Here is a 12,775-nt window from a genome sequence, read left to right as displayed (position 1 = left end):
ACTGACGCCGGCAAAGAAGCGGCGATACTGGTATCGTCTGGCCCGACAACCACGGAACTTACGATGCCCGACCCGATCCACTTCTACGAACCGCGCGCCGGCCATGGCCTGCCGCATGACCCCTTCAACGCCATTGTCGGACCGCGCCCGATCGGCTGGATTTCCTCGCACGACAGTGCCGGCACGTTGAACCTTGCGCCGTACAGCTTCTTCAACGCCTTCAACTATGTGCCGCCGATCGTCGGCTTTGCCAGCATCGGCTACAAGGACACGGTACGCAACGTGCAGCAGACCGGCGAGTTCGTGTGGAACCTGGCCACGCGCGAGCTGGCCGAACGGATGAACCAGACCTGCGCGGCCGTGCCGCCGGAAGTGGACGAGTTCACGCTGGCGGGCTTGACGCCGGTACCGTCACGGTTGATTTCGGTGCCGCGCGTGGGCGAGAGCCCGGTGTCGTTCGAATGCCGCGTCACGCAGATCGTGCAGCTGCAAGGCGCCGATGGCGCGCAGGTGCCGACGTGGCTGGTGCTGGGGGAAGTGGTGGGCGTGCATATCGCCCGCGTGTTGCTGAAGGAAGGGATTTACGACACCGGTGCCGCCGGCCACATCCTGCGTGGCGGCGGGCCGGCGGATTACTTCACGATCGGGCCGGAACAGCTGTTCCGCATGCACCGGCCCCGTTAAAAAAACCGGGGTCAGGTCTGGCAATCGGACAAAATGTCCGATTGCCAGACCTGACCCCGGTTGTTGTCCCGGTTGAGGCCGGCGCAGGGCTTATTTCTTTTTCTTCGTGTTGGTGGTCGCCGTCTTCTTGGCGCCTGCCGCGCCAGCCGGTGCCAGGGCCGCGGCCGCCGGTGGCGTGATGCCGCCCTGCACGCCCAGCGCGCCGCCGGTGCCCAGGCCGCCCGCGACTTCCTGTGCCTTGTACTGGCGCACGGCTTGCACCAGCTGGTTGTACGAGTCCATGAAGGCGGCGATCAGGATCTTGCCTTCCGGGGTGTTCGAGTAGCCGCCGGCCGTGCCGAACGCGCCGCCGCCGAACAGGCCACCGAACATATTGAAGTCGAAGTTCTTCGCGCTGCCTTCTGCGGCGGCCAGCTGCACGCCGGAGCGGTTGTCGATCATCAGCAGCGTCGTCGACGCTTCGTTGGCCTTGATGCCGCCGGCCACCATGCCGGCCACGCTGCCGATCAGGCCGAAGCCGCCCAGCGCGCCGCCGATGCCCTGCGTGCCCTTCTGGCTGAAGTTGATGGTCGGGCTCATCGTGTAGTCGGCGGCGACCATCTGGCCTTTGCCGAAGTTGCTGCCCGCGCGCATTTCGCCGGACTGGTTCAGGTCACGCTCGGCCATCACATTGTTCATGGCGGCGCCACGCTCGACCACGACGAAGCAGTTCGACTGCTGGATCATCTTGCGCAGCACGGGCACGGTCGAACCGAGCTTGTATTGCGACAGCTGGATGTACCACGACGACGCCTGGTCTTCGACGACGCTCAGCGTGCCCAGCGAGCGGTCGCACTTCTCCAACTGCGTGTTCGCGTTGTTGGCGTTGGCGCCGCCGGCCGAGCCGGTGGCGACCGTCGGGGCGCCGCCCAGGGTCGGCGCCGTGCCGGCACAGCCGGTCAACGCCAGCAAGGCGCCCAGCACCAGCGCTTGGCCTGCCGTCTTGGTCATGGTGGGGAAGGAGGAGGAGGTTTTCTGGGTCATGGCGGCTTTTCCGTCGTGTAATAAAGACAGCTGAGAATAACAAGGAAGGGCGTATCTTAATATGCAAGCCTTGTGTAGATTCTCACCAATTGTTTCATATCAGCCAAATATGTTAGTTCGATCCAACAAAATGTTGCATTTCGACTATTTGGAAGAAGGTGGTAGCGCGCCCCGCCGGCGGCAGCGGGGCGCGCCGGCTTACTGCATCAGCTCGCGGATCACCTTGACGGGCGCGCTGCCGTAGCCCAGGAACTCCTCGTGGAATGCCTTCAGCGAGAACTTGCTGCCCAGAGCCTGGCGGCGCTGTTCGCGCAGTTCCATGATCTCGCTGTAACCGCTGAAGTAGCTGGTCAGCTGTACCGACGACAGCTGCACCCGGCGCCACTTTTCGTTGGCTTCCTGCTGCGTCTGGAAGGCCTGGCGGGTCAGCAGGTCGAGGGCCTGCTCGCGCGTCATGCCCAGCACGTGCACGCTGTAGTCCAGGATCGTGTTGGTCACGCTGCGCAGGTTCCACTTCGAGTACATCAGCCACATCTCGGGCGCGTTCTCGCCATAACCCGATTCCAGCATCATGCGTTCGCTGTAGACGGCCCAGCCTTCGATCATGGCGCCGTTGCCGAAGATCGATTTCACCAGCGACGGCGACTTGTTCGCGTATACCAGCTGGGCGTAATGGCCGGGGATGGCCTCGTGCATGTTCAGGATCTGCAGTATCCAGTGGTTGTATTCGCGCAGGCTGCTTTCCGCCTGTTCCGGCGTGGCGCCGTCCAGCGGCGTGATGTTGTAGTAAGTGCGGTCCTGCGGACGATACGGGCCTGGCGCCTCGATACTGGCGCCGGCCACGCCGCGTTGGTAGGCCGGCGTTTCACGCACGACCAGCGGCTTGTTCGGGTCCAGGCTCAAGAGGTCGTGCTTGGCGACCCAATCCTGCAGCTGCGGGATCTGCGCCTTGACTTCGTCGACGAAGCGCTCGCGCGGCACGTGATTGCTGGAGAGCTTGTCGATCATCAGGCCGATCTTGGCATGGCGGTCGGCCGGCTTGGCCGTGCCGGCCAGGTATTTCGGCCACAGTTCGTCGCTGATGCGATCCATATTGGCCAGCAGTTCCTCGCGCGTGGCCAGGGCCTTCTGGCAGGTTTGCTCGGCCGTGCTGGCGGACTGGATATCGAAGGCGAACTTCGCTTCGTACAGATCCTTGCCGATGCGGAACGAGCGCGCGCCCGTCGTGGCCAGGGTCTTGTCCAGCTCGCCCAGCCAGGCCGCGTAGGCTTCCACGGCCGTTTTCGCGGCGGCGATGCGCTGCGCGAACAGGCCTTTCTCGTTGGCGGCCAGGTTCGACGCCTGCGCTTCCTTGTCCAGCTCCGCCAGCAGCGCGATCACGCCGGGCGCCTGCGCCACGGCCAGTTGCGTGTGCTCGCGGGTCGGGTTGCTGATGTTGGCGCGCGCCGCTTCGTAATAGGCCGGCACGTTGGCGATGCGCTTGAGCAGCGTGCGCAGGCGCTGCGCCTTGGCCGCGTATTCCGTGTGCAGGATGTAGTCGATCGGGCTGGCGATGTTGTACAGCGCCGGGTTCCACTCGAATTCGCGGAACGTGGTCAGGTACCAGCGGTCCGAGTTCAGCTTGTTGACGAGCAGGCCCAGGTCGGTGCGCTGGCGCGGCGACAGCTGGCGCTGGTCGATCTTGGCGAAGCGCTGCTGCCAGTTGTCGATAAAGGCCAGCTGCAGCTGGCGCGTGGCCAGGTCGGGCACGGTCAGCGTGGCCGCCGTATCGTATTTGCCGACCGTGATGGCCGTTTCCGGGTCCATTTTCCACAGGGCCGCCAGGAACTGGCTGGCCAGGTTGTCGAAGGCGCGGTCCTGGCGCCGTTCGCTTGTCGCCGCGGCGGCCGTTGCCGCAGCGGCGGCGACCGGTGCCGCGACCTTGGCGGCGCGCGTGGATTTGCCCTTGGCCGGCGCGGAACGGGTGGACTTGGCGGATTTCTGCGGCTTTTTCGCCGCCTCGGCCGGCGCGAATGCCATGCTCAGCATGATCGCCGCCAGCGCGATTTTCGTCTTGATCATCGGTGGTACCTTGTAAAGAAGAGGGCGTAAACCGTCCCGCCCGAATTTGCAGCGTGCAAGATTATCATTATTCCGGCCCGCCGGGAGGGGGCCGTTACATGCCGCTACAAAGGTGCAAGGAAGCGCGTCAGGCCAGCCGGCCGCTGCGGATCAGCTGCTGGTGGCGCTCGTTGAGGATGGTCACGGCCTGCTTGCCGCGCGCCATCTTCGTCAGCAGGATCTCGCCTTCGCGAGTGAAGCGGTGGCCCACGCGCACCGTGTACGAGCGCAGCAGCCAGCTCCAGAAGCCGGTCACATAGGTGGCTTCGTCCATGTCGCGCCACTTGACGCCGCGCACGCCGCGCTGCCACGGCAGGATGCCGGAGTAGACCCAGACGCCGACGTCGTCGTAGTACAGCTGCACGCTGCGAATCAGCAGGACGCGGTAGCCGATCAGCAAGGTCGACACGGCCAGCACGCCGGCCGCGGCCAGCTCCGAGTAATTGAAGGCCAGGCGCAGCACGAAGATCATGATGACGACCAGCAGCACACAGCTGATGTAGGCGGTCCAGGCCTTGTGGCACAGGGGCACCGCGTGCCCCTGCGAGATGGGAGAATTATCGTGTTCCATGCCTAATGATGGCATGGATCGACGGGAATCGTCGAGGTACGGCCCGCGTCATGCGACCGGCTTGTGCCGGCTGTCGGATGAGCGGGTGACGTCGCTGGCGGCGTAGTGGTCGAGGATGCCGGCGGCGCGGGCGCTGTCGCGGTCGTTGTCCACCTGTACCTGCAGGATGCAGTTATTGCGATGGACGACGGTGCGCAACTCGGAATTGTCGGACTGGCGGATGCTGCTGCCGCGCGCCGGTGTGCCTTTTTCCGTCAGGTCCAGCGCGAAATTGCCCTGCACGGGGCCCGCTTCGTCGCCGGTCGCTTCCAGTGCGATGCCGTCGGGACTGAAGCCGGCCGCCAAGAGGGCGGCGCGGGCCTGTTCGGCCACTTCGAAACTGTCGAAAACACGTAAGAGGGTATCGGCCATGATGTGCTCCTTTTTCGGTTGCGACCATCATAGCCCGGCCTTTCGGGCGGGAGCGCCAGGTTAATGGATGGAAACACCAGGCGTTACCGGCGCATGCCCTCTTGCAGCATCGCCAGCATGTCCTCGGCCGTCATCCTCGCCGCCGTGTCGCTGCCGTCCAGCAGGCTGTCCGCCAGCTCGCGCTTGCGGCCGTGCAGGTCGACGATACCTTCCTCGATGGTGTGCCGCGCCACCAGCCGGTAGATCGTCACGGGACGTTGCTGGCCCATGCGGTGGGCGCGGTCCGAAGCCTGGTCTTCCACCGCCGGGTTCCACCACGGGTCCATGTGGATGACGTAATCGGCCGCCGTCAGGTTGATGCCGACGCCGCCCGCCTTCAGGCTGATCAGGAAGACGTCGCCGTCGCCGGCCTGGAACGCGTCGACGCGCTGCTTGCGCGCCGCCATCGGCGTGGCGCCATCGAGGTACTGGTAACGGATGCCGCGCTCGTCCAGGTGCGCGCGGATCAGCGACAGGTGGTCGACGAACTGGCTGAACACCAGCACCTTGTGGCGGTTCTCCAGCAAGCCTTCCAGCAGCGCCGCGAACGCGGCCAGCTTGCTGCTGGCCAGCTTCAGCCCCGGCGCGACCAGGTTCGGGTTGCAGCAGGCGCGGCGCAGCTTCATGATCTCGGCCAGGATCGCCATCGACTTCTTGTCCACCGGGACATCGATCGCGGCCAGCTTGTCCAGCGCCTCGCGGCGCAGCGATTCGTACAGCGCCATCTCCTCGCCGGACAGCTCGACCTCGTGCACGATCTCCGTGCGCGCCGGCAGTTCCGTCAGCACCTGCGCCTTGGTGCGGCGCAGGATGAATGGCGCGATCAGGCGGCGCAGGCGGTTGCGTGCGCCCACTTCGGCCTTATGGTCCTGCTGGCGCTCGATCGGGCCGGCGAAGCGCAGGTTGAACTGGTCCAGCGAACCCAGTAATCCCGGATTGATGAAGCGGAACAGGTTCCACAATTCGCCCAGGTGGTTTTCCAGCGGCGTGCCCGTCGCCACCATGCGGAAGTCGCCCTGCAATGCCATCACGGCCTGCGAGCGCTTGGTTGCCGCGTTCTTGATGGCCTGCGCTTCGTCCAGCACGATGGTGTGCCAGCGCTGCTTGGTGAAGCGCTCCGATTCCAGCTGCAGCAGGCCGTAACTGACGATGACGAGGTCGAACGGTCCGGCGCTGTCGATCGTCTCGGCGCGATCGCCGGCGCCGAACATGCGCACGTTCAGCGTGGGCGCGAAGCGCGCCGCCTCGCTGGCCCAGTTCAGGCACACGGACGTGGGCGCGACGACCAAGGTCGGCCCGTTTGGGGCGCGCAGCAGCACCAGCGCCAGCGCCTGGAGCGTTTTACCGAGGCCCATGTCGTCGGCCAGGCAGGCGCCCACGCCCCAATGGGCCAGCCGCGCCAGCCATTCGAAGCCTTCGCGCTGGTAGTCGCGCAGTTCGGCCTGCAAGGTGCTGGGAAGCTGCGGCCGGTACTCGGCCTGCGCGGCGATGCGGGCCACGTGTTCGCGCCACAGCTTGTCCGCTTCCAGGCCGCCGACGGCGCCGGCCAGTTCCTCCAGCATGAACGCGGCCAGCTGATGCACCTTGACGCCGGCATCGTCGTCCTCGCCGAAGTCCTGCAGGTCGGCCAGGCGGCGGTGCAGCTCCTCCGACAGCGCCAGGTACTGCTTGTCGCCCAGTTCGATGAAGCGGCTCTGGCTGGCACGCATCAGGTCCAGCAAGGTGCGCAGGTCCATCACCTTCTCTTCGTCGATCTGCAGCTGGCCGCTGGCGGCAAACCAGTCCTTCTTGCTCTTGATCGACAGTCGCAGCTGCTTGGTGTGCACCGGCTTGCTGACTTTGAAGGCCTCGCCTTCGGGCCAGCCGACCACGATGCGGTCGGTGCCCAGCTCCTGCAGCTCCACCAGCAGTTGCAGGCACAGCGCGGGCTGGCCCAGCAGCCACTCGCCGTGCTCCTGCTCCGCCTGTTGCAGCACGGGACATTGCAGAACGAGGCGGCGCTCGGCGTCGCGCTCGCCGGCCAGGTCGCGCCGCGCCTGCACCGGCTTGCCGCCCACGTCGGCGATGACGCTTTCCGCGCCCTCGCCAGGGGCGTAGTAGGCGCCTTGCGGCAGCGGGCGTACCTGCACCTGCATGCGCAGGCCCTGCTGGTAGGGGAACAGGTGGATGTGCAGGCGCGCGTCGCCGTCGGTCTGGATCGCGTTGACGGCGCCGCCGCCGATGTCCGACTGCACGGTGACGACCGAGGACACGCTGCCGATCGCCGCCAGCACCTGCTCCTTGGCGTGCTCCGGCACCGCCAGCCCCTCGCCGACGATGGCGGCGATGCGGCGGTGCTCGTCGTTGATGACGACCACACGCAGCCGGTTCGGCGCCTCGCGCACGACGATCACGCCGGCATGCGGCTCCGACAATGCCGGCTGCAAGGTCAGCCACAGCTCGCCGTTGCGGCGGCGGATCAAGAGTTCCGGTTCGGCCGCCAGCAGTTCCACGCGCGTATCGGGCGCGTCCTCCCAGAACACCAGCGGATGGCCGACCAGCGCGGGGATGGCGGCATCGACGTCGAGGTCGTAGCGCAGGCCGGACGAATACTGCTGGCGCGACGGGATGATGTGGTTGGCGATGCGCAGGTCCTGCGCCGTCAGGTAGCCCAGCGCCGCCGCGTCCTCGCGCAGGCGCCGCAGCGCCAGCGCGCGGCCCTTGCCCCACTGGCCGCGCGCGTCGCGCTTCTGCTCGCGCGGTTCGATCAGCGTGATGCCCACGTGCGGGCTGTGGTTGATGGTCCAGACCAGGCGCGCCTCGCCGGCGTCCCCGGGCAGGCCCTGGTGCAGGTTGATCAACGCCTTCAGCTGGCGCTGCCAGGCTTCCTGGCGCTCGAACCACGTCGCCATGTCGGGCAGCCCGAGTCTTTCGCGCAGCGCGGCCGCGCGCTGGCCCGCGGCCGCGTCGCCCAGGTGGCCCAGCAGGCTTTCGGCCTGGCTGGCGATCAGCATGAAGCCTGCGCTCTCGGCGTGCTGCACCAGGTCCTTCAATTCCGCCGTGCGCTGCTTCAGCTGCGGCAGCGCCAGCCAGTAATACAGCAAGGCCTGGAACAACAGCGCCGCCAGCGACGCGCGGCCCGGGTCTTCCCAGCCGCGCGAAACGATGACGTCCGTCTGCATCGTGCCGGCGCGCACCTGGCGCAGCATCGACAGTTGCGTGTAGACAGGCGTATCCGGATTCTGTTGCGCGTGTACCGCCACGTCCAGGTAGCTCTCGGCCGTCTTCAGGTGCTTCGCGTCGCCGCTGCGCAGCAGCGCCAGCACATACAGATAGCCGCCGATGCCCTGGAATACCTGCTTGCGCTTGCCGGACTCGCGCCGCACCAGTTTCAACGCCGTCTCGTAGCCGGGAATCGCGTTCGCCACGCCGCCTGTCAGCATGACGATCGTACTGGCGAACAGGAGGCCCAGCGGACTGTCGTTGCCCTCCAGGTAGCGCGCGGCGTCCTTCAACTGGCCGCACAGGATGGCCTGTTCGGCCAGCGCCAGGCGCAGCGCCGGGCTGACGTTGCCGTCGGCCGCGACGCGCCGTTCGAAGTGGCGCTCGGCGAAGCCGCGCACGGCCGGGGCCAGCGCCGGCTCGCGCTGCGTGTGCAGCAACAGCAGCATCAGCACGTCGTCCTGCAGCACCGGATGCACCAGCACCAGCATGCCCGGTTCGAACGGGCGGCTGAAGATGTCCACGATCGGGTGCAACTGCGCCGCCTCGTAGCACGCCATGCATGCGTTCAGCAGCGGCAGCACGTCCGGTGGCGGCAGGCCACGCAACAGCGCCATGCGCAGCCGCGCCACGCCGTGGCGGTAGCTGCGTGGCTCGACGCTGCCGTTCCAGCTCTGGCGCATCGGCACCTGCGCCTCGTAGGCCTTGCACAGGTCGTCCAGCACGTGCGCGCCGATGGCGGCGCGCATCGCCGGCCAGCGCAGCTTGGCGTTGCAGACGTAGCCGCGCCCCACCACCAGGCTGATGAAGGCCAGCCGTTCCAGTTTGACGAGATGGTCGTCCAGCGACGTCACCGTCAGGCGCGCACCGTCCTCGCCGGCGATACCGGCCGCGGTCATCATGTCCAGCAGGGCGGTGCGGCCGACCGGGTCGCCGATCAGGGCCAGCAGGGCAAGGATGGCTTTTTCGACGAGGGCGAGCGCCTCGAATTCGGTTTGCAGCGTGTCGGCCATTCAGTCCCGCAGGTTGTCGATCGCGACGGCCGCCGTCGCACCCTCGTGCAGGCCGAACATGCGCAGGTAGAAATACAGCTCCGCCTCCAGCGTGCGCACGATGTTCTCGGCCTTGCGGAAACCGTGACCTTCACCCTCCAGCGGCACGTAGGCGACCGGGATGCCGCGCCGTTGCAGCGCCTGCACCATCGCCTCCGATTGCGGCGGCGGCACCACCTTGTCGTCCAGGCCCTGGAAGAAGATCATCGGGCGGGACAACCGGTCGGTGTGGTTGATCGGCGAGCGCTCGGCGTAGACCGCCTTGGCCTGGGGTTGCGGCGCGATCAGGTATTCGTTGTAGTGCGACTCGAACTTGTGCGAGTCGTCGTCCAGGCCCTGCAGGTCGGACACGCCGTAGTAGCTGGCGCCCAGCTTGAAGACGTCGTGGAAGGTCAGCGCGCACAAGGTCGTCAGCCCGCCGGCGCTGCCGCCGCGGATGATCAGGCGCCCGCCATCCGCGCGGCCGCTCTGTACCAGGTACTGCGCGCCGGCGATGCAATCCTCCACGTCGACGATGCCCCACTGGCCCTTCAGCGCGTCGCGGTAGGCGCGCCCGAAGCCCGTGCTGCCGCCGTAGTTCACGTCCAGCACGCCGAAGCCGCGGCTGGTCCAGAACTGCGTCGCCAGTTTCAATGTGCTGGCCGCCATGCCGGTCGGGCCGCCATGGCTGATGACGATCACCGGCGGCTTTTCGCCGGCCGGTGCCTGCACGTCCTGGTTCGCGGGCGGGTAGAAGAAGGCGTAGGCGGTGCGGCCGCCGGCGCTCGGGTAGCTGATGCTTTCGGGGACGGACAGGTAACCCAGCTCCGGCAGCGCCTCGATCGAGCGTGCCAGCACTTCCACTTCGCCCCTGGCCAGGTCGATGCGGGAAATTTCGGCCGCGATCGTGGGGCTGCCGCCCAGCAGCACGACAAAGCCGTCGCCCACTTTCAGTTCGCGGATCTCGTCGTAGGGCGTGGCGATCGGGCTCAGGGTGCCGTCGGCGGCCAGGCGCGCCAGGCGGCTGACGCCCTTGTCGATATAGGTGCAGACGATGTCGCCGGCCGGCGTGAAGCCGTACATGCTGTTGCCGAAGGTCCAGTGCGGTGCGCCGAATTCGGCTTGCAGCGGGCAGATGGCCTCGATGCCGGCGGCGCCGCGACGGTACAGGTTCCACCAGCCGCTGCGGTCGGAGACGAAGTGCAGGCGACCGTCCGGCGCCCATTCGGGTTGGCAGATCGACTCATCCGAGCCGCCGGCGATCAGCTGGGGCGTGCCGGGCAGGCCATCGGCGCCGAGGTCCGCCAGCCACAGCTGCGTGCCCTGCCACGGCATGCGCGGGTGGTCCCAGGTCAGCCAGGCCAGTTGGCGGCCGTCCGGCGACAGGCGCGGCGACGAATAAAAGTCGTGGCCCTCGGCCAGCACCGTCTCGCTGCCGTCGAACCCCACGGCGCACAGCGTGTTGACGGGTTGCGCGTGCGGGTCTTCGCCATGCAGCTCGCGCACGGCGATCAGGCGCTGGCGCGGCGCGTCGACCACGAAGTCGGCGAAGCGCTGGCGGCCGGCCGCCGTGAAGGCTTCGGCGGCACCGCTGCCGGCCTGGCGGTACAGGCGGTTGTCGGCGAAATGCGAGAAATACACGGTGTCGCCCGCCACGGCGTAGGCGCCGCCGCCGTATTCGTGCACGCGGGTGCGCACATTGAATGGCGCCGGCGTCAGCTCCTCGGCCTGGCTGCCGCGCCGGCGCAGCAGCGTATTGCGGCCCGCTTCGCTGGCGCGCCCGGCCAGCCAGTAGATGTCGCGGCCGGCGATGGCGAGCGAGGACAGTGGGGTGGCGCCGGCCGCCACGAGGGCGGCGCTGATGGGCGAAGGCCAGGTTCCGAAGGGGGCGGTCAGAGTGGTCATGGACGGTTCCAAATCGCGGTAATTTGACGGCGGGGATGCGATAATACCGTCTTTCGTCCCGCTTTGATTGCGCCCCATGCCACAATTCGCCCCGCTCCAGAACGACACCTTCCTGCGTGCGCTGCTGCGCCAGCCGACCGACTACACGCCCGTGTGGCTGATGCGCCAGGCGGGCCGCTACCTGCCGGAATACCGCGCCACGCGGCAGAAGGCCGGCTCGTTCATGGGCCTGGCGACCAATCCGGACCTGGCCACGGAAGTCACGCTGCAGCCGATCGACCGCTACCCGCTGGACGCGGCGATCCTGTTCTCGGACATCCTGACGGTGCCGGACGCGATGGGCCTGGGCCTGTACTTCGTCGAGGGCGAAGGACCGAAGTTCGAGCGCCCCCTGAAGACGGAAGCGGACGTGCAGGCACTGCGCCTGCCGGAGCCCGGTTCGCTGGACTACGTGTTCAAGGCCGTCACCCAGATCCGCACCGCATTGAACGGCCGCGTGCCACTGATCGGCTTCTCCGGCAGCCCGTGGACGCTGGCGTGCTACATGGTCGAAGGGCAGGGCTCGCGCGAGTTCCACACCATCAAGAAGATGCTGTACAGCCGCCCGGACCTGATGCACCACATCCTCGACACCAACGCCCGCGCCGTGGCCGAGTACCTGAACGCCCAGATCGATGCCGGCGCCCAGGCCGTGATGGTGTTCGACTCGTGGGGCGGCGCGCTGGCCGACGGCGCCTACCAGCAGTTCTCGCTGGCCTATATGCGGAAGGTCGTGGCGCAGCTCAAGCGCGAAAAGGACGGCGTGCGCATCCCGGCCATCGTCTTCACCAAAGGCGGCGCCCACTGGGCGGAGGAAATCGCCGCGATCGGCGCGGACGCGATCGGCCTGGACTGGACGGCGAACATCGCCAAAGTGCGCGCGGCCGTCGGCGACAAGGTGGCACTGCAGGGCAACCTGGACCCTGCCATCCTGTTCGCGCAGCCGGAGCAGATCCGCGCCGAGGTGGAGCGGGTGTTGCACGCCTTCGGCCCGCACGACACGGGTCACGTGTTCAACCTGGGCCACGGCATCTCGCAGTTCACGCCGCCGGAGTCGGTGGCGGTGATGGTGGAAACGGTTCACAGCGTCAGCCGCGCCCTGCGCCAGCGGGGTTGACGGCCGAGGCAAACCCAACTTATGCACAATTTTTCTTGCTGCCCAAAGAAGAGGCAGTGCCTGGGGCGCGCCAATTTCGGATTTGCTAACTGGTTGATTTTCAACGGGTAATCGACCTGTGCTGACGCTGATGCTTTGCATTAAGTAAACGCTGGTGGGGACCTGTAGAAATATTACCGGTCCATTCTCCACAAAGTTATCCACAAAAACTGTGGAAAATCCGGAAAACCGCTTAGTAAACCGCGAGTTATCCAATTGCGGAGATTTTCTGGCGGGACCGGTGTTATTTTGTCCTGCCGGCAAAACCGCGCTTTATTGCGCAGTCGCAAACTATGTTGCATATTTCACCGGTACAATAGCCGGTTCGCGCTGATCAACATGCTGCCTGGAAAGTGTGACCAGGTGGCGAAATGCGGCGGTGCGACATCGGATCGGTAAACAGGCAGCGATACTTATGCACAGAAAGATTAAAAACTCGCGCTGATTTCCTCTACTGGGGGCGGTTTTGCAAGTCTTTGATTTTCAAAGATAAAAATTGTGAAATTTGCGCTTTCTCAAGCCTCATGCCCCACTGAAACCCGTTGCATCAGGGGATTGTCGGCGCAATGTCCACAAAGTTATCCCCAGAATTTGTGGATAGTTCACTGCTGATTA

General features: G+C 66.3%; 8 protein-coding genes. 2 read left to right on the top strand and 6 right to left on the bottom strand.

The genetic code is table 11. The annotated features are described in order from the left end of the window. Positions 1–63 precede the first annotated feature (63 nt). Positions 64–684, top strand: a complete 621-nt coding sequence (locus E7V67_026230) for a flavin reductase family protein (protein ID WUR13145.1) — start codon at positions 64–66, stop codon at positions 682–684. A gap of 90 nt (positions 685–774) precedes the next feature. Here E7V67_026230 and E7V67_026225 read toward each other — a convergent pair whose 3' ends face one another. The 6 genes from E7V67_026225 to E7V67_026200 all read right to left on the bottom strand — a co-directional run bounded on the left by E7V67_026225 (position 775) and on the right by E7V67_026200 (position 10,965). Further along, entirely contained in the window at positions 775–1,707 is a 933-nt protein-coding gene (locus tag E7V67_026225; GenBank protein WUR13144.1) for a CsgG/HfaB family protein, read from the bottom strand. A 198-nt stretch (positions 1,708–1,905) separates the two neighbouring features. Continuing rightward, a complete protein-coding gene (locus E7V67_026220) occupies positions 1,906–3,768 on the bottom strand; it encodes a DUF885 domain-containing protein (protein WUR13143.1) in 1,863 nt (620 codons plus the stop codon). 127 nt (positions 3,769–3,895) lie between these two features. Next, a complete protein-coding gene (locus E7V67_026215; GenBank protein ID WUR13142.1) occupies positions 3,896–4,378 on the bottom strand; it encodes a hypothetical protein in 483 nt (160 codons plus the stop codon). 48 nt (positions 4,379–4,426) lie between these two features. Then, on the bottom strand, positions 4,427–4,789 hold the full coding sequence (locus tag E7V67_026210; GenBank protein ID WUR13141.1) for a hypothetical protein: 363 nt from the start codon (positions 4,787–4,789) through the stop codon (positions 4,427–4,429). A gap of 83 nt (positions 4,790–4,872) precedes the next feature. Continuing rightward, positions 4,873–9,042: a DEAD/DEAH box helicase gene (locus E7V67_026205; GenBank protein ID WUR13140.1), complete on the bottom strand. Its 4,170-nt coding sequence runs from the start codon at positions 9,040–9,042 to the stop codon at positions 4,873–4,875. Beyond that, positions 9,043–10,965, bottom strand: a complete 1,923-nt coding sequence (locus E7V67_026200) for a S9 family peptidase (protein ID WUR13139.1) — start codon at positions 10,963–10,965, stop codon at positions 9,043–9,045. Between the two features lie 76 nt (positions 10,966–11,041). On the opposite strand from E7V67_026200, the gene hemE reads away from it, so the two are divergent. Then, positions 11,042–12,121, top strand: coding sequence for a uroporphyrinogen decarboxylase (gene hemE / locus E7V67_026195; protein ID WUR13138.1), 1,080 nt, complete (start codon positions 11,042–11,044; stop codon positions 12,119–12,121). Positions 12,122–12,775: the final 654 nt, after the last annotated feature.

The sequence above is a fragment of the [Empedobacter] haloabium genome (genome assembly GCA_008011715.2).
Taxonomy (GTDB): domain Bacteria; phylum Pseudomonadota; class Gammaproteobacteria; order Burkholderiales; family Burkholderiaceae_D; genus Rugamonas; species Rugamonas haloabia.
This window is presented reverse-complemented; position numbering and strand designations above follow the sequence as displayed.